The organism is Clostridium sp. AF28-12, from assembly GCF_003435225.1.
In the GTDB taxonomy this organism is placed as follows: Bacteria; Bacillota; Clostridia; order Lachnospirales; family Lachnospiraceae; genus Pilosibacter; species Pilosibacter fragilis.
Genome location: NZ_QWGJ01000004.1, coordinates 112,457 through 137,069 on the forward strand (window position 1 = coordinate 112,457; position 24,613 = coordinate 137,069).

Genomic DNA, 24,613 nt, shown 5'->3' on the forward strand with positions numbered 1-24,613 from the left:
TTGATGATGAAAACAGAAGGAGGAACAGCGTATGTGGACAAGGGCAGAATTAAAAGACAGAGCGAAAATGTGTCTGAGCCGTTATTACTGGGCGGCGTTTCTTGTGAGCCTGATCTTTGCGATCCTCAGTGGATTTGGCGGATCGAACGCGAATACCCAGAGGATTACAAGTTATCTGGAGCAGAATGAATCAGGAAACAGTCAGACCGATCAGAGTAGTCTCATCCCTGGCGAACTGGGAGGAGATGGAAGTCTTAGCGGAAATACTGGGAGTGGTCTTGCCAGCGGGATCGAGCTTGTCCCGGGACTTGGTGATGCCTACGGACCGGGAGCCGGAAATGCCGGATCTATGGTTGCGAGCAACCTGTTTTACCGGCTTTTTGCGGGGGCTGTGATCGTTATTGTGATCATTTCCGTCGTGATCGGAATTTTTGTACAGCCATTGTTTGAGATCGGACGAAACAGATTTTATATGGAGAGCCGCGTGACGGGACAGTCGGCGGGCATTGGAAAACTTTTCTGGGGATTTTCCAACGGATATTTAAAGCTTGTGGGGACCCAGTTCCTTCGGGGACTGATCACAGAGAGTGTTGTGATCCTGGCCAGTCTGTTGGGATTTCTTGTGATCTTGTTTAATGGTGTTGAATGGATCGGTAGTGTATTTTGGGCAGTAATGATATGCGCTACGATAGGAGCTTTTGTTTCTGTTTATTTCCAGTACTGCTATCTGATGGTTCCATATATTCTTGCTGAAAACCCGGATATGAAGACGATGGAAGTTTTAAGACTCTCGAAAGAGATGATGGATGGACAGAAATGGAACGCCTTTGTACTCGGCCTTTCCTTCCTGGGATGGCAGCTTTTAGGAACCCTGCTCTGCGGTATCGGAACCTTCTTCGTTCAGCCATATGTGGATGCAACCTTTGCGGAGCTTTACGCAGTGCTTCGCGGACCATATTCGGGACGCCTGAATGGATTCGGAGGGGAACCGTTTGTACAGAATAACGCGCGTTACGGTGGTCAGTATGTGGAGCCGGACAGTGTGAGAGATGTCGGTGAAAGTGGAAATTACGGTGGTTATGGTTTCTATGGAAATGGAAATGGACAGAACCAGAACAGCGCTCCGGACAGCTGGAGTGATGTGCCGAAGGAGACATATAAGTACAACGGACCGGAGCAGACCATCAATCCGTCTGTTTCAGGGCAGGCCGCTGCAAATGACCGCGGAACGGATGTGAAAAAATCGGAAGGTGGACCGGGACGCGGATATTATCTGAATGGAAAATTTTATTCGTATACGGATGATGAGAAAAGCGAGCAGTAACCTCTGGAAAACTTCCGGAGGCAGATTGGCAAAGAAAGGTGAGAAGTTTTAAATGGCAAAAGTATACGCGTTTGTGGCAGACGGCATGGAAGAGGTAGAGTGCCTGGCTGTGTGTGATTGCTTGAGAAGAGCAAAGGTGGATGTGAAGCTTGTATCCATCATGGGAAGAAAGATGGTGACAGGTTCCCATGGATTTAAGATCGAGGCGGACAGCCTGTTCGAGGAAATCACGGACGATGCTGACGTATTGTTCCTTCCGGGCGGACTTGCCGGAACGAACAATCTGAAGGCGCATGAGGGACTTGCAGAGATGTTAAAAGCCCATGCGACAGCAGGAAAACGCCTGGCTGCGATCTGCGCGGCACCGAGTATCTTAGGGGAGCTTGGCCTCGTGAAAGGCCACCGCGCCACATGCTATCCGGGCTTTGAGACGAAGATGGAGGGCGCGGACTGCAGAGGTGACGGCATCATCACAGACCGCCTGATCAGCACCGGGCGCGGTATGGGCTGGGCAATCGACCTTGGTTTAGAGCTTATCAAACTCCTGGTCAGCGAAGAAGAGGCTGAAAGGATCAAGGTAGCGATCCAATACATAAAATAGCCGTATGTTTGTGTAAATACAGGTATTCATCAGAAAGTTTTGGAATGCCCGGTGCACCAGGGCATTCCTTTTTGGCGCGGCAGGCCGCTGAAAGAATGTCAGGAACAGCAGATACGGCAGTCTGCGCCTGGAAAAAATTAAGGAAAACCGTAAAACCCCTGTGTTTTTCTGGAATTTTTACAATTTAGGTCTGGTCTTTTCAAACGTCTTATGTTATAATTCCAAGCGGTGCTATGTGCGCGTGACGGAGAAGTGATGCCTGCGGGCGGATTTTTCGCTGAGCGGCGGTCATAATGCCGGAAAACGTGTAACGCCAAAAAGCGGCAGTTACGAGATTATACGGGCGGGAAATTTCTATTCCCCGCTATCGATATATTTAAGGAGGAACTCATAAAATGAGCGTACAGGTGGAGAATTTAGAGAAGAATACGGCAAAACTTACAATTGAAGTGCCGGCAGAAAAGTTTGAGGAGGCTGTACAGCACTCCTATAATAAGAATAAGGGTAAATTCAATATCCCGGGCTTCAGAAAAGGAAAAGCTCCGTTCAACATGATCAAAAAAATGTACGGCGTTGGCGTATTCTACGAGGATGCTGTTGATGAAGTGATCGACGCAAGCTATCCGGACGCTGCAAAAGAGAGCGGTCTTGAGATCGTTTCCCGTCCGTCTATTTCCATTGAGGAGATCGAGGAAGGCAAAGCTTTCGTTTACACAGCAGTTGTAGCTGTTAAGCCGGAAGTTACTCTTGGCGAGTACAAGGGCGTAGAAGTCCAGAAGACAAAATCTGAGGTTACAGAGGAAGATATCGAGACAGAGATCAAGCGCGCAAGAGAGAAAAACTCCCGCCTTATCACTGTTGAGGACAGAGGTATCGAGGATGGAGATCAGGTAACGATCGACTTCGACGGTTCCGTAGACGGAAAGAGATTCGAGGGCGGCAAGGCTGAGGACTATCCGCTTACGATCGGTTCCCATACATTCATCGACAACTTTGAGGAGCAGCTCATCGGCAAGAAGACCGGCGAAGAGTGCGAAGTAAACGTAACATTCCCGGCTGAGTACCATGTAGAAGAGTTAAAGAACAAACCGGCTGTATTCAAAGTAAAAGTAAAAGAGATCCAGAGAAAAGAGCTTCCGGAAGCAAACGATGAGTTCGCAAGCGAAGTATCTGATTTCGATACAATGGAAGAGTACAAGAAGGACCTTACAGAGAAGTTACAGGCTGAGAAGGTAGAAGCAGCTAAGACAGCAGACGAGGATAAGGTTGTTGCAAAAGTTATCGAGAACGCAACAATGGAAATCCCGGATCAGATGGTCGAGGAGCAGGTTAACGGTATGGTCAACGACTATGCGCGCAGACTTGAGAGCCAGGGTATCTCCTTCAAGCAGTATGTTGAGATCACAGGCATGACAGCTGAGAAGATCGGCGAGCAGATGAAGCCGCAGGCGATCAAGAGAATCCAGACAAGACTTGTTCTCGAGGCAGTTGTAAAGGCTGAGAACATCCAGGCTGACGATGTTGCAGTTGAGGAGCAGTTCGACAAGATGGCTGCAGACTTCAAGATGGATAAAGAACAGATCAAGGGTATGTTCGGTGAAGAGCAGATGGCACAGTTAAAAGAAGACCTTGCTGTACAGAAAGCGATCGACTTCCTTGTAGCTGAGGCAAAGTTCGTTGACTAAGTAAAGCAACATACTTTACGACTAATCTGCACGGAAAACATGGTGGGGAACGGTCCGACAGTGGATCAGAAACCACATACAGAGGGGGTTGCTGCGGAGAGTTTTTCTGCGGCAATCCCTCATCGGTTATACAGGGATAGTTCCAAAATATGTGAAAAAAGGTGGATTTCTGCCGGGCCGGTCCCAGACACAGGCGACAGATTCACCGGAAAAGTTACTGTTCACGCCTTGCGCAAACAGTAACTGATTTTGCCGATGCTTCGCATTCCGAATCGGCAAAATCCACTACCGCCACTGTATTGTACGGAATTTTTAGTTCAGAAAATTCCTACCCGTGTACAGTAACCCGGAAAATGCATAAAAAGGAATACTTTGGTAACAGATATAAAAGAAAAGATGGAGGAAAAAATATGAGCTTAGTACCTTACGTGCTTGAATCTACAAGCAGAGGAGAGCGTTCCTACGATATCTATTCCAGATTATTAAAAGACCGTATCATTTTCCTAGGAGAGGAAGTAAACGATGTGACAGCAAGCCTTGTTGTTGCACAGCTTCTTTTCCTGGAGTCCGAGGATCCGAATAAGGACATCAACCTTTACATCAACAGCCCGGGTGGTTCCGTAACTGCCGGTATGGCGATCTATGATACGATGAATTACATTAAATGTGACGTGTGCACCACCTGTATCGGTATGGCTGCAAGTATGGGCGCGTTCCTTCTCTCCAGCGGCGCGAAGGGCAAACGCTTCGCACTTCCGAATGCTGAGGTCATGATCCATCAGCCGTCCGGTGGAGCCCAGGGACAGGCGACAGAGATCAAGATCGTCGCAGAGCAGATCTTAAAGACAAAAGAGAAGCTCAACAAGATCCTGGCTGCAAACACAGGTCAGCCACTTGACGTGATTGCCCGCGACACAGAGAGAGACAACTACATGACAGCCGAGGAAGCTGCCGCATACGGTCTGATCGACCGCGTGATCTCCGGCCACTAGGACCGGACGGCGCGAAGGCGGAAAACAGTGCCGGAGCGCAGCGAGACATAAAGAATTTAGAATTGAGGTGCGAACATGCCAGTAAGACCAGAGGAAAAGATCAGATGTTCCTTCTGCGGAAAGAATCAGGATCAGGTCAGAAAAATGATCGCCGGTACCAACGGCGTCTATATCTGTGACGAGTGTATCGAACTCTGCAGTGAGATCCTTGAGGAAGAACTCGGAAACGAGGAGGAGAGACCGGATTTCTCCGGAATCAACCTCTTAAAACCGAAGGAGATCAAAGAATTTCTGGACGACTATGTGATCGGACAGGATGAGGCGAAGAAAGTTCTTTCCGTGGCTGTTTACAATCATTATAAGAGAATCACATCGAAGATGGAAAGTGATGTTGATCTTCAGAAGAGCAACATCCTGATGCTCGGTCCGACCGGCTCCGGCAAGACTTATCTTGCGCAGACACTTGCGAAGCTTTTAGGTGTTCCGTTTGCAATCGCAGATGCAACGACGCTGACTGAGGCCGGTTATGTCGGCGAGGACGTGGAGAACATCCTCTTAAAATTGATCCAGGCAGCAGATAATGATGTGAGCCGTGCGGAGTACGGTATTATTTACATCGATGAGATCGATAAGATCACAAAAAAATCCGAGAATGTGTCCATTACCCGTGATGTTTCCGGCGAGGGCGTCCAGCAGGCGCTGTTAAAGATTCTGGAAGGTACTGTTGCAAGCGTTCCGCCTCAGGGCGGCAGAAAGCATCCGCAGCAGGAGCTGATCCAGATCGATACGACAAACATCCTGTTCATCTGCGGAGGTGCTTTCGACGGTCTGGAGCGGATCATCGAATCCAGACTGGAGACAAGTTCCATCGGTTTCGGCGCGAAGATCGTGGATAAGAAAAATACGGATATCAGCAAGCTGTTAAAGCAGGCGATGCCGCAGGATCTCACGAAATTCGGCCTGATCCCGGAGTTTGTGGGAAGAGTTCCGGTTATGGTATCCTTAGACCTTCTGGATGAGGATGCCCTTGTGCGGATCCTCACAGAGCCGAAGAATGCCCTCGTAAAGCAGTACCAGAAGTTATTCGAGCTGGATGATGTGAAGCTGGAGTTTACTCCGGATGCCGTCCACGAGATCGCCCATATGGCGGTTGAGAGAAAGACAGGCGCCAGAGGACTCCGCGCTATCATGGAATCCGTCATGATGGATACGATGTACGAGGTTCCGTCTGATTCCAACGTGGGAATCTGCACCGTGACGAAGGACGCGGTGGACGGAAAGGAAAAACCGGAAGTCGTTTACCGCGACGTGACGGTGCCGAAAAAAGCATTGGCCGGAAGATCCAGAAAAGAGAGTAACGGGGAGATCGCGTAACGGACGGCGTTCCCGTATGAGAAAAATTGTACCTGCAGGACCCGTATCCCGCAGATAAGAGGGGCTGCTGCGCACAGAAATGTCACGGCAGCCTTTTTACACAACAGAAATTTGCCCGTAACTGCTGACAGGCATCGGAAAGAAGCCGGGCAGTTGCGTTCATAGGAGAAATAATGGAAGATAAGAAAATTACGATGCCGGCGGTGGCACTCCGCGGACTCACGATCCTTCCGGGAATGGTACAGCATTTCGACATCAGCCGGGAAAAATCGATCCGCGCCATTGAGACAGCCATGATGGGAAACCAGAAGGTATATCTCGTGACCCAGCGTCATCCGGAGCAGGAAACACCTGCGGTCGCGGATCTGTACCAGATGGGAACGATCTCCCAGATCAAACAGCTCGTGAAAATGCCGGGCGGCATCATCCGTGTGATGGTGGAAGGCGAAAAGAGAGCGGCGCTTCTCACTCTGTTTGAGGAGGGACCGTATCTGGAAGCTGAGGTCGAGGAAGCGCCGATGCTGGAAGAACAGCTTACCGACACTGTGAAGGAAGCCATGAGCCGGATCGTTAAGGAAAAATTAGAGGAATTCGGAAACGCGAATCCGAAGGCTGTGAAAGATTTTATCGGAAGTCTTCTTGTGATCACGGATCTGGAGCAGCTTCTGACCCAGACAGCAAATGAATTTCCGTGGGATTTTGCTGTGAAGCAGGAGATGCTGGAGTGTGATTACTGGAGCCATCTGTATGACCGGATCGTGTACTACCTGATGCGGGAACTCGAGATCCTTATGATCAAGCGGGATTATCAGGGAAAAGTGAAGGAGCACATCGATAAGAACCAGAGGGATTATATTTTAAGGGAAGAATTAAAAGTGATCCGTGAGGAACTGGGAGATGACAGCGGGACGGAAGATGCCGACGGATATATGGAACAGCTGGAAAAGCTGAACGCGGACAAGGAAACGAAGGAAAAGATCAAAAAAGAAATTCAGCGTTTCAAGGGTATGCCGGGAGGAAGTCAGGAGGCGAATGTTCTCCGTACCTATATCGAGACGGTGCTTGAGATGCCGTGGAAGAAGGTCTCAAGGGATAATCAGGATATCATTCACGCGAAAGAGATCCTGGAGGAGGATCATTATGGTCTGGAGAAGGTTAAGGACCGTGTACTGGAATTCCTTGCGGTCCGTGCCCTCACAAAGAAAGGCACAAGCCCGATCCTCTGCCTTGTGGGACCGCCCGGAACAGGTAAGACCTCCATCGCGAGATCGGTTGCCCGCGCCCTCGGAAAGAAGTATGTCCGGATCAGCCTTGGCGGCATTCACGACGAGGCGGAGATACGCGGACACAGAAAGACATACGTGGGAGCGATGCCGGGCCGTATCGCCGATGCAATGCGTCAGGCAGGCGTGTCAAACCCGTTAATGCTTTTAGATGAGATCGATAAGGTCTCTGCCGACTATCGGGGAGATGTCTCCTCAGCACTTTTGGAGGTCCTTGATGGGGAGCAGAACGTGAAGTTCCGCGACCACTATCTGGAGATCCCGCTGGATCTCTCAGGCGTTCTCTTTATCGCGACGGCAAATGATGCGTCGACGATCCCGAGACCGCTCCTTGATCGTATGGAGGTTATCGAGGTATCCAGCTATACAGAGAACGAGAAGTTCCATATCGCAAAGAAGTATCTCATTCCGAAACAGTTAGAGAGAAACGGCCTTACGGAGGAGATGCTTTCCTTCAGCGATAAGGCATTGGAGAAGATCATCCACAACTATACGAGAGAGGCCGGTGTGAGAAATCTGGAGCGCCGGATCGGTGAGATCTGCAGAAAAGCGGCGAGGGAGTTTCTGGAAAAGAAGAAAAAAACTGTGCATATCACAGAGGGAAATCTTCAGAAGTATCTCGGAAAAGAGAAGATCACCTTCGAAAATGCCAATGAGGAGGACGAGGTCGGAATCGTAAGAGGTCTTGCGTGGACAAGCGTCGGCGGCGACACACTTCAGATCGAAGTGAATGTAATGCCGGGTGATGGAAAGCTTCAGATGACAGGACAGATGGGTGATGTCATGAAGGAATCCGCGCAGATCGCGCTGACTTACGTTCGTTCCGTGGCAGACCGGTACGGTGTGGAGAGCAGGTATTTTAAGGAACATGACCTGCATTTACATATCCCGGAGGGTGCCGTGCCGAAAGATGGTCCGTCTGCGGGCATTACGATGGCAACAGCCATGCTCTCCGCGGTGACCGGAAAGAAGGTTTGCGCAAGCGTTGCCATGACCGGTGAGATCACATTGAGAGGCCGGGTACTGCCGATCGGCGGTTTAAAGGAAAAGACATTGGCAGCAAGAATGGCACATATGAAGAAGGTTCTCGTACCGGATAAGAACCGTCCGGATATGGCAGAGATCTCGAAGGAGATCACGAAAGGCATGGAGATCGTATTTGTGAAGACTATGGATGACGTAGTACGCGAGGCGTTCGTGTAATGCGAGGCTACAAAGGTTGGCGGCTTTCTGACAGGCCTTGCCTGTTAGAGGGCTGTTGACTCTGGTATGTAAAAACAATGGTAACGGTTCTGAGGGTCTGCGCATGTGCTGCGCCGACTGTAAGAAAGCATAGTTTGACAGGCAGAAATCCCAGCGACAAAGTCATTCTGAAATGGATTTTTGCGTGTGACAAGGAAAGTGCTGAAGTGTTACATACAAGGAGAAATATATGGTAATCAGAAATGTGGAACTTGAGACCGTCTGCGGTGTGACGAGCACACTGCCGGAGAACACGCTGCCGGAGTTCGCCTTCGCGGGAAAATCAAACGTGGGAAAATCTTCCCTGATCAACGCGCTCATGAACCGGAAAGCGTTGGCGAGAACGTCCTCCCAGCCGGGAAAGACCCAGACGATCAACTTTTATAATATCAACGGAGCTCTCTACTACGTGGATCTCCCCGGCTACGGTTACGCGAAGGTCCCGCAGTCTGAGAAGGTAAAATGGGGCAGGATGATCGAGAATTATCTCCACAAATCCCAGATGTTAAAGTGCGTTTTCCTTCTTGTGGACATCCGCCACGAGCCGTCCGCCAACGACAAGACCATGTACGACTGGGTCGTTTACAACGGATTCCGTCCGGTCATCATTGCCACAAAGCTTGACAAGATCAAGCGCAGCCAGATCCAGAAGCAGGTAAAACTCATCCGCACCGGTCTCGGCATGGAAAAACAGGATATCCTGATCCCGTTCTCCGCCGAGACAAAACAGGGAAGAGAGGACGTCTGGAACCTCATCGACAAGATGGCAGCAGGAGAAGATCTTCTGACTGCCGAGGAGGAGATCCAGGCGGAGAAAGCTGCGGAATGGGCGGCGAAGAAGGCGGCGAAAGAGGCGCAGCAGAACCTTTAAATTTTGGAAGTACTGAAAAACGGCATCTGCCGCAGAATTTTACTGCAGCAGGTGCCGTTTTGACGTACGTTCAGAAATTTGCCGACGGCAGACTTCAAAACGCATATTTTAACCTTTCATCAAGGTCTTCATCACATAAGCGTAGATATCCTGACTCCGCTCCTTCCAGTGGCTGGCCATAGTCTCAGCCTGATCCTTGTCGGGGACGGAGAGGTCGAAGCCGATGAGGACAGATTTGCCTTCCCGGACTTCACAGTGGACGATATAGTCCTGATTTGTGGATTTATAGAAATCGGAGATGACGCCGACCTCGTTTCTTAAGCGGAATTTGTTCTTCTTTAAGTAGCTGTCGATATCCTCGATGATTGCCGGGGAGATGTTGTTTCCGAAGAAGGAGAGAGTGTCATCGCCCTCTTTGGTGATCTCATAGCGGGAGGAGTTGTGGGTGGATTCCATCCGGATCAGCCCCGCTTCTTTCAGTTCGTTTAACGCCTGCTGGAGCGTAAAGTATGTCGTATATTCGTGATCCAGAAAGAAATCCGTGAGCTGGGAGTTTGTCAGCGGAAAATTGACGTGGTCCAGCATGTAGAGGATCATTAATTTGTAGAGCGTGATCGGATCAGATAACATACACGTAGGCTCCTTTGGCAAAAAATCGTTGGTAACGGTGAAAAACACAGTTACACGGAATGCGGTGATCAGGCGGAACCGGTCTTACAGGCAGAACACGGGAAGTTCCTTATAATCACTGCGAATACATCTATTTTACAGGTTTCCACAGCGGTATTCAAGCCCTTTTTCTTCCATCATATGAAAAAGGTCGAAATTTGTAGTGAATTTGATCAGGAAATGTGCTATGATGATACCACGTAATAAATCAGCAGGTCTGAGCATGTGTCTGCGATGACCATAAGAAAGTACAGGCCGGCAGCTGGTTCTGACGATGCGGAATCGGAAGTGTTGGCGGAACCTGCAGCCTTCGTACGTAATCGGATTATAAATATAAGGTGAAAACATATGAGAGAACGGATCATGCGCCTTTCCAGAGGAATCGTGGACGCGGAGATGCCGAAGCTGTTTCTGGATCCTGTGAAGATCGAGGAGACTCTGGGGAGCGATACGGTTTATAAAAGAGAGCTATACTTAGCAAGTGAGAACAATTTATATATCAAAGGCCTTGCCTACTCAAGCCACAGCCGCGTGAAGATCTTAAAGAACGCATTCGGGGGCTTAAGAAACCATATTGTCTACGAAGTCGACACCTCCTGGTGCGAGAACGGAGACCTGATCAAGGGAAACTTCACGCTTGTCACAAACAGCGGAGAACTGGAGGTTCCTTTTCTTTTTCGCGTGGAAATGATCGAGTCTGTCCGTGTCCTGTCCACATTAAAATCTATGGATGATTTTGTGGAGCTGGCGAAAAAGGATATGGAACTGGCGCTGCGCCTCATGGAGTACCGGGATTTTACGGAAGCGCCGCTGTTTAAGGATCTGCGGATCCGCACGATCTATGAAGGCTTAAGGGGACACGGAAACCGCCAGAATGCCCTGGAGGAATTCTTTCTGGCGACGGGAGTGAAGGAACCCATCGAGCTGACCTTATCTACGGCAAAGAAGGTCTATGACAAGCCGAAGGATATCGTGAATGACAAGGTCGTCCTGCGGAAAAATACCTGGGGCTATCTCTATATGGAAGTCCGTGCTGACGGCGATTTCATTGAGATCCCGAAGAAGGTCATCACTCAGGCGGATTTTGAAGAGGACCGTCTGGATCTGCGATTCAGGATCCACCCGGAGAGAATGCACAAGGGAAAGAACCTCGGCGCGATCCGCCTTCTTACCGTCCACGGTGACACCGTGATCCGGATCGAGGCTATGGGAGAGGAGCCGGATAGAAAGCGCGCTGAGGGCGAGATCAGCAAAGCCGGTGTCTGCCGGTACATGAAACTCCGTGAGGCCTACGAGAGCGGTCTCTACGAGAAAAAAGCTGTCCTCGGAAAGATCCAGAACGAGCTGGATGCCATCCGCGGCGCAAACGGCGGTTCTGTGATCCTGTCCCTCCTGCAGGCGGAGACTTATCTGGACGCGGAGAGACCGGATCAGGCGGCTTTATGTCTGGACGATGCGTGGGATACCGTTTCTGCCCTCAGAGACCGGATCGGAACACTCTACTGTTATTACCAGTACCTGCAGTACCGCCTGGAACCGGACGAGGAGAAGAAGGACGCTGTGGTCCGCCTGTTCAGGAAAAAGCTGGAGGACGTCAACGGCCGGTTCTACCTGCAGCTTTTGCAGTTAAAGATGCTGCCGGAGATGTACGAGGAGGAGGAAGCCCTCGCGGAGAGCTTTAAGATGCAGTATAAGAATGGCTGCCGCAGCCCGTTCCTCTATATTGAGACGGTGCGTCTCTTCGGGAAGAATCCGGAACTCTTAAAGACGATGGATGCCTTTGAGATCCATGCCCTCTACTACGGAGTCATGAATGGCCTCGTGGGGCAGGAGATGGCGGAGCGGATCTGCGCGCTGGCGCCGGGAGCGAAGTTCTTCCACCGCCTGTATTACCGCCTGCTTGCAAAGCTCTACGAGAAATACCCGACGAAGGACATGCTGACGGCGGTGTGCTGTCTGTTAATTAAGGGAAATGCCCGCGGAAAAGAGAGCTTTTCCTGGTATGAGAAGGGAATCAATGAGGAGATCAGCCTCACGAGGATCTACGAATATTTCCTCTACGCTCTGCCGGATGATTATGAGAAGATGATGCCGCGTCAGGTACTGCTGTATTTCTCCTATGAGTGCGCCCATCTGGACCAGAAGAGCCGTGCAGCCCTCTATGCCAATGTGGCGGCCTATATTCCGCAGGACGATCCGCTCTATAAAAAGTACGAGCGGGAGATGGAAAAGTTTGCCATGGAGCAGCTTTTCGAGTCCCGGATCAACAGGAGACTTGCGGTGATCTACAAACATATCATTTACCGCGATATGATCGATAATCAGGTGGCCCGGGTGCTGCCCGGTATCTTAAAGGCAAACCGGATCCAGGTGAAGGATGCGGCGATGAAGTATGTGATCGTTTCCAACGAGATCCTGACCGGTGAGGATGCCTACCCGCTGCAGAATCAGACTGCCTATGTGCCGTTGTTCTTTGAAGACAGCGTGATCATGTTCCAGGATACCTTCGGAAACAGGTACATGGACGTGGAATATACGAAGGAACCGGTTCTCGATGAGAAGGAACTGGAAGAAAAATGCTTTGAGATGTACCCGGACCACCCGATGTTAAAGATGAAGGCGTGTCTGGAGATCATGGAGAAAAAGGACCTTGAGAAGGAAGATGTGACCGGGATCGAGACTGTTCTGGATACACTCCCGGTGAAGCCGGCCTACCAGCAGAAAATGCTGACGAGGATCATTTCCTACTACCGTGCGGCGCTTTTCGGCGACGATGAGGCCATGGATGCGGAGGGTGGAGCGTACCTCTTAAAACTTGACAAGAGGACACTCTCCAGACCGGAACGTGTGGATGTCTGCGAGACACTGATCGTCCAGAATTACATGGTTCAGGCATACGAGATGATAAAGGAGTTCGGCGAGGAGCAGATCCGTGTGAAACGTCTCGCGGCTCTGGTATCCCAGCTGATCTTAGACCGGATGTTCGAGGAGGATGACCTGCTCCTCCACCTTGCGGGGCGTGTATTTTCGGACGGACACGGGGACAGCGTGATCCTGGATTATCTCTGCGAGCATTATAACGGCAGCGGGGAATCTATGTTCAGGATCCTTGCGGAAGCAGTGAAGACCCATGTGGAGACATATGACCTTGAGGAGCGCCTGCTGGCCCAGTGCCTTTTCTCCGGCTGTGAGAAGCATATGGACACGGTATTTGACCTTTACGCGTCGAGAAAAGAGACCAGTGATGTGATCGTGAAGGCGTACTTTACAGTGAAGTGTACGGAATACTTCCTGCGTGACACAGTCCCGGGGGATAAGGTATTCGCGTATCTGGAAGGCGCGATCCACGGTATGGAGCTTCGGAAGGTGCCGGAGATCTATCTTCTGGCGCTGGCGAAATTTTATTCGACTCTGGCACAGATTACTGAGGAGCAGAAGGCCCTGCTATCCCGGATGATGGATATCCTTTCCGCCAGAGGTATGGTATTTGCGTGGTACAAGGATCTTGCAAAATATGTGGATATGCCGGGCGAGGTCATGGATAAGGAGATCATCGAGTACCATGGACGGCCGGACGGAAGACCGATCTTAAAGATCCGGATCCTGCCGGACGAAGAAGAGTTCCATGAGGAAGAGATGAACATGGTCTATAAAGGGATCTATGTGCGCCAGAAACTCCTGTTTGACGGTGAGATCATGGAGTACGAGATCTGGGAGAATGAGGACGGAAGACTGGTGAAAAAGGCGGAGGGCGAAGTGACCTGCAGCGAACCGGCAACGGGGGATAAAGGAAACCGCTTCACGGCTTTAAATGCCATGAACCTCTATCTCGGAATGAAGGATGACCGGAAATTAAAAGAAAGCATGACAGAATACGTGATGGACAGTCAGATCGCGAAAAAGCTGTTCCGTCTGGCATAATGAGGGCAAATAAATGGAGAAACTGATCGTTGGCATCGACCTCTGTGATACCTACACTCAGGCGGCTGTTCTGGGCCGTGAGGAGGCGTGGATGCTCCCGACCGTCATCTGCAGAAAAAAATCCGCGGAAGAGTGGTATGTGGGGGAAGATGCATATAAATATACGCTGGTGGGCGAGGGCGTCATCGTTGATAAGCTCCTAAGCCTGGCAGCAAAAGAAGGAACATCCACCATTGGAGGCGTAAAGTACGGTGGAATGGAACTGCTGCAGAGATTTTTAGGCAGCATCCTCGCCATGGTGCGTGCGGAGTATGCCGGACAGAGGATCGATGAGCTGGTCATCAGCCTCAAAAATTTGGAGATGAAGCTTTTGGAGGGACTTACGGCCAGCGTAGAAGCTCTTGGGATCCCGAGAGGAAATGTCCATATCGCAAGCCACACGGAATGCTTCGTCTACTATGTGCTGAACCAGAGAAGAGATGTCTGGGGCGGTCAGGTTGGCATGTTTTCCTTATCCGATGAGGACCTGCGTTACTATGAACTGAAGGTCACGAGAGGACCGCGCCGGATGACAGCCATCGCGGAGCATGAGGAGCTGGAAGAGGGTTTCAGCCTCAGCGTTCTCGATACAGGCTCCGGGGCAAAGATGGCAGACAAGATCCTGTGTGCCTGTGGAGAACGGTTTTTACAGAAAAAGATCTTTTCCTCGATCTTCCTGACGGGAAAAGGTTTCGCGAGAACCGACTGGGCGCCGGAATTTATGAGGCAGATCTGCAACCGGAGAAGAGTCTTCGTGGAGACAGCCATCTTCGCAAAAGGTGCGGCCATGAAGGCTGAGGATTACTTAAACGAGAGCGGTTCCGGATCCTTTGTATGTCTCTGCGAGGGAAAATTAAAGTCCACAGTCTCTCTGGAGGTTATGAAGCGGGATACAAAGACGGAGATCAGTCTGGCATCCGCCGGTGAGAGCTGGTACGAGGCGAGAAGTGTGGTGGAAGTGATCCCGGACGGGGAGAAAGAGATCTGCTTTACGATCACACCGCAGCAGGAGCCAAAGAAAAAAAGGACCGTGAAGATCCCTCTTGAGGGATTTCCGGAGCGCCCGAATAAGACGACGAAGATCCGGGTGGCTGTGGGATTCTTAGATGAGAAGACCATGGTGGTCAAGCTCACGGACCAGGGATTTGGGGAACTGTTCCCGAAAACGGACGCGGTGGTCCGTCAGGAGGTGACATTATGAGCCTGATTCTCTGCAGACAGGAACCGGTAACGGTTCCGCTTTATATCGAGGATCTTGGGATCCATCTCTACTCCTCCCAGGAGCTCTGCTATGTGATCTACAACAATCCGCTGCTGGTGCTGGAGGGATTTATTGATAAACGCCTGACTGAGTTTTTAAGAAGTGAGCTTCGGATGCCGTTTCTCGCGGAACGGGTGGAAAAATGGTTGGACAGCCACGGGGCGACGGAGGAGATTCTGTACCTGATCCTCAAGGAATGTAATTACTATACCCCAAAGGAGCAGGCGGCTTACCGACAGACCGTGAACGGACTGAAAAAACTCTCAGAGGAAGAGTACGAGAAGCGCCGCGCAGATTATTTCTATGGTCTGGATCTTTTCGGAAAAGCGGTCACGATCTACGAGCAGACCTTAGATGGGGCCGGACGCCATCTCTCCGGGGATTTCCGGGGAAAAGTCTGGAACAATATCGCGGCCTGCTACGCGAAACTCTTCTGTTACCAGAAAGCTATGCATGCCTACGAGAATGCCTGGAATGCGAAGCCGGAGGCGGAGTATGTGAAACGCATGTACTTCCTCACGATACTGAATCCGGAGCTTTCGCTTAAGGATAAATTCCGGGAGATGATCGGGGAGGACGATAAGGAAGTCTGGAATAAAGAAGTGGAAGAGGCGAGAGAAGAGTCAGAGAAGGCGCCGGAGACGCTGAAGCTTGCCGCCGTATTCGAGAAAGACCCGGCTGGCCGGATCGCAGCGGCGGGGGATATCCTGAATCAGTGGAAGATGGAATACAGGAGAATGCTGTAGTTTCCCTTGACATTTTATCAGGATTCTACTATATTATGTAAGAGCGGCCGGAAAAATCAGATGACCGTGATATGGAACAGGCGGCTGATAAAGAGACCTGCTCCATGGAATATAAGAAAGGCTGGGAAGAAGAGGAGTACATTTTCTGCACCTTCAGAGAGGACTGATCACAGGCTGGAAGTCGGTCCGGGAATGCAAAAATGGAAGGTAGCTTCGGAGCCGGAATGGTGAAATAAAAAGTAGCTGTTCCCGGGGAGAGACCTCGTTAAGAACGAAGAGATGCTGTTTGGAGGATCGTTCTGGATCCGGACAGTAAATAAAGGTGGTAACGCGGTGATTCGCCCTTTGCATGAGAGTGCAGAGGGCTTTTCTTATATGAGTAAGCAGGGCGATAGCCCGGATTACGAATGTTGGCAGCAGCTGAGGGAGTGCCCGGCAGGCGCACAGCAGCAGCCTTTCGAGAGGAGTACATGATGGTAAAAAAAGATGCAAAACAGAAAAAAGTACGGATCACGAACTGCGAGACCTGCGCCTTTTACACATATGATGACGAGTATGGATATTATGTCTGTGAGGCAGATCTCGACGAGGACGAGATGTCCGCGTTCCTCCGCGGAAGTGACTTTTCCTGCGGTTTTTACCAGGCAGATGATGAGTACGCTGTTGTAAGAAAACAGATGTAAACGAGATGATTTTGTGAGTCTGCGCATTTTGCGCTGATAATAAAAAAGTAAATTGAAAAGCAGTAACTGCTCCACATTTTTGCAGTTACAAAAAAGAAACATGTTGATAAAGTTTTAAGGAGAAGACCATGAAAGAACTGGAAAAGACCTACAATCCGGCGGACATTGAGGACCGTCTGTACCAGAAATGGCTGGACAACAAATATTTCCACGCTGACGCGGAGAGAGGAAGACGCGAGGGCAAAAAGCCGTTTACGATCGTAATGCCGCCGCCGAATATTACAGGACAGCTCCATATGGGACATGCCCTCGACAATACGATGCAGGATATCCTGATCCGTTACAAGAGAATGCAGGGTTATGAGGCACTCTGGCAGCCGGGAACAGACCATGCGGCGATCGCTACCGAGGTCAAGGTCATCGACAAGTTAAAAAAAGAGGGCATCAACAAGAATGACCTTGGACGTGAGGGATTTTTAAAAGAGGCCTGGAAATGGAAAGATGAGTACGGCACAAGGATCATCAAACAGCTCCACAAGCTCGGCTCCTCCGCTGACTGGGACAGAGAGCGTTTCACCATGGACGCAGGCTGTTCTGAGGCTGTTTTAGAAGTATTTACACGCCTTTATGAAAAAGGATATATCTACAAGGGATCCAGGATCATCAACTGGTGTCCGGTCTGCAAGACATCCATCTCCGATGCTGAGGTAGAGCACAAGGAGCAGGACGGCTTCTTCTGGCACATCAACTACCCGATCGTGGGCGAAGAGGGAAGATTTGTCGAGATCGCCACAACGAGACCGGAGACACTGCTCGGCGATACAGCCGTTGCTGTAAACCCGGAGGACGAGCGTTACAAAGACATCATCGGAAAGATGTTAAAGCTTCCACTCACAGACCGCGAGATCCCGGTGATCGCCGACGAGTATGTTGACAAGGAATTCGGAACCGGCTGCGTAAAGATCACACCGGCCCACGACCCGAACGACTTCGAGGTCGGAAAACGCCACAATCTGGAAGAGATCTGCATCATGAACGATGACGCGACCATCAATGTTCCGGGCAAGTACTTCGGCATGGACCGCTACGAGGCGAGAAAAGCCATGGTCGAGGACTTAAAGGAAATGGGCCTTCTCGTGAAAATCGTTCCGCACAGCCACAACGTTGGTACCCATGACCGCTGCGGCACAACCGTAGAGCCGATGGTAAAACCGCAGTGGTTCGTAAAGATGGATGAGATGGCAAAACCGGCCATCGAGGCATTAAAGAGCGGCAAATTAAGATTCGTTCCGGAGAGCTTCGGTAAGACATATCTCCACTGGCTTGAGGGGATCCGCGACTGGTGTATCTCCAGACAGCTCTGGTGGGGACACAGGATCCCGGCTTACTACTGTGAAGAGTGCGGTGAGATGACGGTTGCGAAGATGATGCCGGAGAAGTGCCCGAAGTGCGGCTGCACACATTTAAAGCAGGATGAGGACACCCTTGATACCTGGTTCTCCTCCGCGTTATGGCCGTTCTCTACACTGGGCTGGCCGAAGGAAACCGATGAGATGAAGTACTTCTATCCGACCGACGTTCTCGTTACCGGATACGATATCATCTTCTTCTGGGTTATCCGTATGGTATTCTCGGGACTTGAGCAGACAGGCGAGTGCCCGTTCAACACTGTCCTGATCCATGGTCTTGTCCGCGATTCTCAGGGACGCAAGATGAGTAAGTCCTTAGGAAACGGTATTGATCCGTTAGAGGTGATCGACAAGTACGGCGCGGATGCTCTCCGTATGACACTTATGACAGGAAATGCACCGGGCAACGATATGCGTTTCTACTGGGAGAGAGTCGAGGCCAGCAGAAACTTCGCAAACAAGGTATGGAACGCGAGCCGTTTCATCATGATGAATATCGAGAAAGCGCCGGCAGGCGAGGCAAAGCTTACAGACCTCACGGCAGCAGATAAATGGATCCTCTCCAAGGTCAATGACCTCGCGAAGGAAGTAACGGAAAACATGGACAAGTACGAGCTTGGAATCGCTCTCCAGAAGGTCTACGACTTCGTATGGGAGGAATTCTGTGACTGGTATATCGAGATGGTAAAACCGCGTCTCTGGAACGATGAGGACCGGACGAAGGCGGCTGCGATCTGGACCTTAAAGACGGTTCTGATCAATTCCTTAAAGCTCTTACATCCGTTCATGCCGTTTATCACAGAAGAGATCTTCTGCAATTTACAGGATGAGGAGCCGTCCATCATGATCTCCTCCTGGCCGGTATATAAGGAAGAGTGGAACTTCGCGGCAGACGAGCACGCGGTAGAGGTCATCAAAGAGGCTGTCCGCGCGATCCGTAATGTGCGCACATCCATGAACGTTCCGCCGAGCAGAAAGGCAAAAGTATTTGTTGTGACTGAGGATGCCGATCTCACGGATATCTTCGAGAACAGCCGTGTATTCTTCAGTACCCTTGCTTCCGCCAGTGAGGTAGTGATCCAGAAGGATAAGACAGGAATCGGTGAGGACGCTGTATCCGCAGTGATCCCGAAGGCAGCGATCTATATGCCGTTCGCTGAGCTTGTCGACATCGAGAAGGAGACCGAGCGCTTAAAGAAGGAAGAAGAGCGCCTCACAAAAGAGCTTGCCCGCGTAAACGGAATGCTTGCAAACGAAAAGTTCGTAAGCAAGGCACCGCAGGCGAAGATCGATGAGGAGAAGGCAAAACTCCAGAAGTACACCGAGATGATGGAGCAGGTAAAGACTCGTCTGGCTCAGCTTGGTAAGTAATCGATGAAAATATGACCATGGCATGAAAGTGCTGAATGGTTTCAGCAGGAAAGGACAGCGGGTGGAACATGACCTGCTGTCAGGGCAGCCGCAGGTTTTATGGCCTGTGGCTGTTCATTTTATGGGAGGAGCAGACTGCTGCCGCCACTGTATCATACAGCATTTTTTCGTTCACAAAATACCGTAGGATACAGCAATCCTGTCGAATCTTTCCGACATGTTCTGGTTGCAAAAAATACCATAAACAGGTATCATAAGTGAAAGAAACGCTGCCGTTTACGGCATATATTTTCTGTACCGAGAATAACGCCAGACAGCGTTCCGATTGCAGGTCACAACAGGAGGCGATTTCTTGGAGTACATAACGATGCAGGAAGTCTGGGATCAGATCGAGGCGATCCCGGGATATGCGAGAAAAAAGAGCAGTCTTTTAAAAGTACGGGAATTTCTTGGTATTCTTGGAGAACCGGACCGGAAATTTCAAGTGATCCATGTGGCGGGAACCAACGGAAAAGGTTCCGTCTGCGCATTCCTTACTTCCATGATCCGGGAAGCAAAAATTCCCTGTGGGTCATTCTTGTCCCCCCATCTTGTGGATATCCGGGAGCGGTTCCTTATAAATGGGGAGATGGTCCCGGAGCCGGAATTTATCAGGGCATTCCTGGAGGTACAGCATGCCTGCAGGATATGGGAAAGGAGAGGAGAGCCCCATCCCACCTATTTTGAATTTTTATTTTACATGGGACTCTGCATATTCCGGAACGCGGGTGTGAGGGTGCTCGTGTTAGAGACAGGAATGGGCGGAACTTACGATGTGACGAATGTTGTGGAAAATCCGCTTGTCTCCGTCATCACGTCCATCAGCATCGATCATACAGCGTTTTTAGGATCCACGATCCCGGAGATCGCGGCACATAAAGCGGGGATCATAAAGTCCCGGCGTCCTGTGGTGTATGATGACAGTTCATCGGAAGCAGCGGCGGTGATCTTTGCGAAAGCAAAGGAGATGAAATCTGAAGGATTTCCAGTGACGCCGGATGAAGTCTGTCGCGGGATCCGGCCTTGTCTCGTAAAATCTCCGGATCCGGGCGTGGCAGGACATCAGGAAATGAGCTTTTCCTATCGTGGTGAAGAGATTTTGTTTGAGATCCCATTTGCAGCTCCCTACCAGCTCATGAACGCAGCTCTGGCGATCCGGGCATTGGAGGTTTCCGGACTTCCGGTGGCGCCTGGACAGGCGGCAGAGGGAGTAAAAAAGGCAAAATGGCCTGCAAGAATGGAGGAGATCAGCACTGGTGTCTACCTCGACGGGGCCCACAATGCGGATGGGATCCGGGCATTTCTCGACGCGGCCTGCAGATTAAAGGAACTTCGGAAGCCGGATCATGTGCGGATCCTGTTTGCGGTCTCCGCGGACAAGGATCATCAACGGATGCTGCGTGAGATTGCAGAGCGGCTGAAACCGGATCTGTGGATCTTATCGAAAATGGAGTCACACCGGACCCTCTCCGTGGAGGATTTGGAAGCGGCGGCAGAAAAGTTGCGGGCGGAATATGGAGAAGAGACGGAGTACCGGGTGAGCCGGGATGTGAAACATGCCGTGAAGGAATTGCTTGGCCTGCATGGGGAACGGGATCTTTCGCTTATCGCGGGGTCACTGTATCTTGCGGGGGAAGTAAAGGAACAGATCAGCAAAAGCACAAGTTAACCGGACCGTTCCGGTATGCGGCAAATAAAGCAGAACAGGGAACCGCAGAACTGATCAACAGAGCATTTTCAGGTGCAGATTGACATGCGGTGAGTTCCGGTGACAGTATGCTGCTGCCGGGACACCAAAGGAGGAAGAAAAATGATCAACTTTGAGGAAGAGATCGAGCGCTTCAAGCCGAGTCTTGAGGTGGAGGCGGTCAGCGACGCCATCGTAAAAAGCGATCTCACAGATATGGCAGATATTATGATGGACATCATGAAGGATATCAAAAAGGAAAAGTAATATATGGATGAGATGCAGAAGATCCAGTACGCGGCCAACAGCTACTACAACCGCGGTCTGGAAATGGCAAAGGAGAGAAACCTTTCCGGGGCGGCGAGATTCTTAAAACGCGCCCTGCAGTTTAATAAATACCACACAGATGCCAGAAACCTTCTTGGACTGATCTTTTACGAGATGGGTGAGACGTCAGATGCGCTGATCCAGTGGGTCATCAGCATCAATCTCCAGCCGGACGGAAACCGGGCAGACTATTACCTCGATGAGGTCCAGAGAAAGCCGGGACAGCTTGAGATCGCAAGCCAGATGGTAAAGAAGTTCAATCAGGCATTATTCTATGCCCAGAATGACAGTGATGATCTGGCGGTCCTGCAGCTTAAGAGGATTGTCGACGAGAAGCCGAATTTCGTGAAAGCGCATCTGCTTCTGGCGCTTCTCTACATGGAGCACGGGGACTACACGAAAGCCGGAAAATCCCTGTTCAAGGTACTTCAGATCGATAACAATAACGAGAAAGCCACCCGGTACATGGAATACGTAAAGAGCCGGACCGGCAAGGCGGAGGTCGAGAAACGGAAGATGAAGAACGCGTTTTCCCACAGGGAGATGCAGGACGATGACGTTATTCTGCCTCCGACCTACAAGGAGAACACGGGCTGGCAGTCCATCATCAACATCGGTATTGGTCTTGTCCTGGGTGCGGTCATGGTCGTGTTCCTCATCATGCCGGCGAGGGAGCGAACGTTAAACTATGAACATAATCAGGAGATGCAGTCCTACACGGATAAGTTAAATATCGCGAACCAGGAGACGGACAAGTTGAAGCTCCAGGTTGAGGATTACCAGAAGCAGAAGGAGGACGCGGAAGGCCAGTTAAATGACTTAAAGGGCGATTCCGGAAGCACGGTGAACCAGTACGCGGCGCTCGCAAAGATCCTGGACGCGTACCGCAAAGGGGATACGAACACGGCGGTTCTGACTTATGTGGATATGGATCAGTCGAAGATCACGGATGACAGCTCTGTGGCGATCTTAAATGAAATCAAGGCGGACATGGATGCCAACGCCCCGACAGTCCTTATGGCGGCAGCAGCCCAGTCAAACTCTGTCGGGGACTACGACTCAGCGCTCCGCTATTATGAGAGATATATGGAATTCAACGATAAGAACCCGGAAGTCATCTACAACATGGGAATGGTATACAAGGCAAAGGGCGATACCGACAACGCGAACCAGATGTTCGGACAGGTCATCATGAACTTTGCGGATTCGGAGTTTGCGGAGAAGGCGAAGGAAGAGAGAGGATACTAAGGAGCAATTCTGGTTTCTGTTTCACAGAGAGTGTATAGAGGTTCGTTGATAAAACTTACTTCAAAAAAACTTAAAAGAGACTTTACAGAAGAAAATACTGTGAGGTCTCTTTTTTGTTGTTTCAGACTAGAAAACTACAGGAGAATGGATTTAGAAAGCTGTTTTGAGGTAAGAAAAATTTGTGAAAATCAGCCTCGCATTGGGATACAGGCTGTGGGCTGAATTTGGCTGCAAAATTTTGAAATGGGAGGAAAAATTTATGGAAGATTCATTCGTATACGAGGCAAAAGGCCCCACACTCATCATTCACCTGCCGAAGGAGTTCGACCATCACAACTGCCGGAATCTGAGATATGAGACGGACCTTCTGATGGCGGAAAATTATGTCTCCAGAATCATTTTCGATTTTACGCGTACCCGGTTCATGGACAGCTCCGGCATCGGCGTCCTCTTAAACCGCTACAAGCAGATGAAAGCAGGCCATACCGGTTTTTACGGTGCCTGCCCGCAGGTGATGCGGGTTTTAAAGGTTGCGGGAATTCTGGGGCTGATGCATCAGTATGAGTCAAAAGAAGAAGCAATCTACAGCAGGGAGGTATAGGGATGGAAGAGACAGGACAGACCGTACAGGAAACGCAGAAAGTACAGGCAGAGCAGACTGGAGAGAACGGGAAAAATGTAGGAATGCCGGAGTGTGAGACTATGGAACTTATTATGGAGAGCCGGTCAGAGAACGAGGAGTTCGCGAGAGTCGTGGCAGCCGTTTTCGCGAGCCGTCTGGACCCGACGCTGGAGGAACTGGACGATATCAAGACCGCCGTGTCGGAGGCAGTGACGAACGCGGTGATCCACGGATACCGGGGACAGGAAGGAAAGATCTATCTTTCGGCGACGGCATGGGAAAAGGAACAGCTGCTTTCTGTGACGGTGCGGGATGAGGGCGTCGGGATCCGCGACGTGGAGCAGGCCATGGAACCCATGTTCACCACATGTCCGGAGGACGGGAGGTCCGGCATGGGATTCTCCTTCATGGAGGCCTTCATGGACCGGGTGGAGGTGGTCTCCGCACCGGGAAAGGGAACCTCCGTCACCATGAAAAAGAAGATCGGCAGGTGACGGGATGGCGGACACTGCGGAACTCTTAAAACGTTCACACGCAGGGGATAAAGAGGCGAGGGACCGCCTCGTCATGGAGAACGCGGGCCTTGTCTGGAGTATCGTCCGGAGATTTATCGGGAGAGGACCGGAACCGGATGACCTGTTCCAGATCGGGAACATCGGTCTTATAAAGGCCATCGACCATTTCGACACAGAATTGGGCGTCCGGTTTTCCACCTATGCCGTTCCCATGATCACCGGGGAGATCAGGAGATTTCTCCGGGATGACGGGATGATCAAGGTCAGCAGGCCGCTAAAGGAACTGGCGGGAAAAGTCGGGGCGGCGAGAGAAAAGCTGGAGGCGGACCTCGGGCGGGAGCCGACAGTGGAGGAGCTTGCAAGGTCGGTGGGAGCCAGCCGTGAGGAGGTTGCGGCATCCATGGAAGCTGGGGCGAGAGTCGGATCCATCTACGAGCCCTTCGATGCCGGGGATGAATCCGGAGGCTGTCTGGCGGATAAGATCGCGGAAAAGACATCGGAGAATGACAGGGTCCTGGACCGGATCGTGCTGGCGGAGCTTTTATCCGGTCTCGGGGAGAAGGAACAGCAGATCATAAAAATGCGGTATTTTGAAAATATGACCCAGACCGTGATCGCAGGGCGGCTTGGAATCTCCCAGGTGCAGGTGTCGCGGCTGGAGAAGAAGATCTTGAGGGAGATGAGGGAGAGACTGACTTCATAAA

At 50.8% G+C, this 24,613-nt stretch carries 19 protein-coding genes and 1 other annotated feature; of the genes, 18 read left to right on the plus strand and 1 reads right to left on the minus strand.

The features are described from left to right. The first annotated feature begins 31 nt into the window (after window positions 1–31). From DWY93_RS05180 to yihA, 7 genes are all read left to right on the plus strand, one after another. The gene (locus DWY93_RS05180; protein ID WP_117471850.1) at window positions 32–1,324 is read left to right on the plus strand and encodes a DUF975 family protein; all 1,293 of its coding nucleotides are present in this window, start codon (window positions 32–34) and stop codon (window positions 1,322–1,324) included. Between the two features lie 52 nt (window positions 1,325–1,376). Beyond that, the gene (locus tag DWY93_RS05185) at window positions 1,377–1,925 is read left to right on the plus strand and encodes a DJ-1 family glyoxalase III (protein ID WP_117471851.1); all 549 of its coding nucleotides are present in this window, start codon (window positions 1,377–1,379) and stop codon (window positions 1,923–1,925) included. A gap of 395 nt (window positions 1,926–2,320) precedes the next feature. Beyond that, on the plus strand, window positions 2,321–3,610 hold the full coding sequence (tig, locus tag DWY93_RS05190; protein ID WP_117471852.1) for a trigger factor: 1,290 nt from the start codon (window positions 2,321–2,323) through the stop codon (window positions 3,608–3,610). Window positions 3,611–4,020: 410 nt separating this feature from the next. Further along, the gene (gene clpP, locus DWY93_RS05195) at window positions 4,021–4,602 is read left to right on the plus strand and encodes an ATP-dependent Clp endopeptidase proteolytic subunit ClpP (RefSeq protein WP_015554830.1); all 582 of its coding nucleotides are present in this window, start codon (window positions 4,021–4,023) and stop codon (window positions 4,600–4,602) included. A 75-nt stretch (window positions 4,603–4,677) separates the two neighbouring features. Next, the gene (clpX, locus tag DWY93_RS05200; RefSeq protein ID WP_117471853.1) at window positions 4,678–5,976 is read left to right on the plus strand and encodes an ATP-dependent Clp protease ATP-binding subunit ClpX; all 1,299 of its coding nucleotides are present in this window, start codon (window positions 4,678–4,680) and stop codon (window positions 5,974–5,976) included. A gap of 173 nt (window positions 5,977–6,149) precedes the next feature. Beyond that, window positions 6,150–8,462, plus strand: coding sequence for an endopeptidase La (gene lon / locus DWY93_RS05205; protein WP_117471854.1), 2,313 nt, complete (start codon window positions 6,150–6,152; stop codon window positions 8,460–8,462). A gap of 229 nt (window positions 8,463–8,691) precedes the next feature. Then, window positions 8,692–9,372 carry a ribosome biogenesis GTP-binding protein YihA/YsxC gene (yihA, locus tag DWY93_RS05210; protein ID WP_117471855.1) on the plus strand — a complete coding sequence of 227 codons (681 nt, stop codon included), beginning with the start codon at window positions 8,692–8,694 and terminating at the stop codon, window positions 9,370–9,372. Between the two features lie 108 nt (window positions 9,373–9,480). Here yihA and DWY93_RS05215 read toward each other — a convergent pair whose 3' ends face one another. Next, window positions 9,481–10,002 (minus strand): DUF4364 family protein, encoded by a 522-nt coding sequence (locus tag DWY93_RS05215; protein WP_117471856.1) that lies wholly within the window; start codon window positions 10,000–10,002, stop codon window positions 9,481–9,483. A 387-nt stretch (window positions 10,003–10,389) separates the two neighbouring features. On the opposite strand from DWY93_RS05215, the gene DWY93_RS05220 reads away from it, so the two are divergent. The 11 genes from DWY93_RS05220 to DWY93_RS05270 all read left to right on the plus strand — a co-directional run bounded on the left by DWY93_RS05220 (window position 10,390) and on the right by DWY93_RS05270 (window position 24,612). Then, on the plus strand, window positions 10,390–13,962 hold the full coding sequence (locus DWY93_RS05220; RefSeq protein WP_117471857.1) for a DUF5717 family protein: 3,573 nt from the start codon (window positions 10,390–10,392) through the stop codon (window positions 13,960–13,962). Between the two features lie 13 nt (window positions 13,963–13,975). Beyond that, window positions 13,976–15,202 (plus strand): DUF5716 family protein, encoded by a 1,227-nt coding sequence (locus DWY93_RS05225; protein WP_117471858.1) that lies wholly within the window; start codon window positions 13,976–13,978, stop codon window positions 15,200–15,202. Further along, window positions 15,199–16,008, plus strand: coding sequence for a hypothetical protein (locus DWY93_RS05230; RefSeq protein WP_117471859.1), 810 nt, complete (start codon window positions 15,199–15,201; stop codon window positions 16,006–16,008). Before DWY93_RS05225 ends, DWY93_RS05230 begins: the two co-directional genes overlap by 4 nt. A gap of 114 nt (window positions 16,009–16,122) precedes the next feature. Then, window positions 16,123–16,357, plus strand: a binding site (T-box leader). Window positions 16,358–16,481: 124 nt separating this feature from the next. Then, complete coding sequence (locus tag DWY93_RS05240) at window positions 16,482–16,691, plus strand: DUF6472 family protein (protein ID WP_117471860.1); 210 nt, start codon at window positions 16,482–16,484, stop codon at window positions 16,689–16,691. A 128-nt stretch (window positions 16,692–16,819) separates the two neighbouring features. After that, window positions 16,820–19,471 carry a valine--tRNA ligase gene (locus DWY93_RS05245; protein WP_015554817.1) on the plus strand — a complete coding sequence of 884 codons (2,652 nt, stop codon included), beginning with the start codon at window positions 16,820–16,822 and terminating at the stop codon, window positions 19,469–19,471. Between the two features lie 352 nt (window positions 19,472–19,823). Beyond that, window positions 19,824–21,179: a folylpolyglutamate synthase/dihydrofolate synthase family protein gene (locus DWY93_RS05250; protein WP_117552179.1), complete on the plus strand. Its 1,356-nt coding sequence runs from the start codon at window positions 19,824–19,826 to the stop codon at window positions 21,177–21,179. 141 nt (window positions 21,180–21,320) lie between these two features. Next, on the plus strand, window positions 21,321–21,464 hold the full coding sequence (locus DWY93_RS17105; RefSeq protein ID WP_015554816.1) for a hypothetical protein: 144 nt from the start codon (window positions 21,321–21,323) through the stop codon (window positions 21,462–21,464). Window positions 21,465–21,467: 3 nt separating this feature from the next. After that, complete coding sequence (locus tag DWY93_RS05255; RefSeq protein ID WP_117469824.1) at window positions 21,468–22,772, plus strand: tetratricopeptide repeat protein; 1,305 nt, start codon at window positions 21,468–21,470, stop codon at window positions 22,770–22,772. A 259-nt stretch (window positions 22,773–23,031) separates the two neighbouring features. Then, entirely contained in the window at window positions 23,032–23,373 is a 342-nt protein-coding gene (locus tag DWY93_RS05260) for an anti-sigma factor antagonist (RefSeq protein WP_117469823.1), read from the plus strand. A 2-nt stretch (window positions 23,374–23,375) separates the two neighbouring features. Beyond that, window positions 23,376–23,888, plus strand: a complete 513-nt coding sequence (gene spoIIAB, locus DWY93_RS05265; RefSeq protein ID WP_345941790.1) for an anti-sigma F factor — start codon at window positions 23,376–23,378, stop codon at window positions 23,886–23,888. 4 nt (window positions 23,889–23,892) lie between these two features. Continuing rightward, on the plus strand, window positions 23,893–24,612 hold the full coding sequence (locus tag DWY93_RS05270; protein WP_117469822.1) for a SigB/SigF/SigG family RNA polymerase sigma factor: 720 nt from the start codon (window positions 23,893–23,895) through the stop codon (window positions 24,610–24,612). Window position 24,613: the final 1 nt, after the last annotated feature.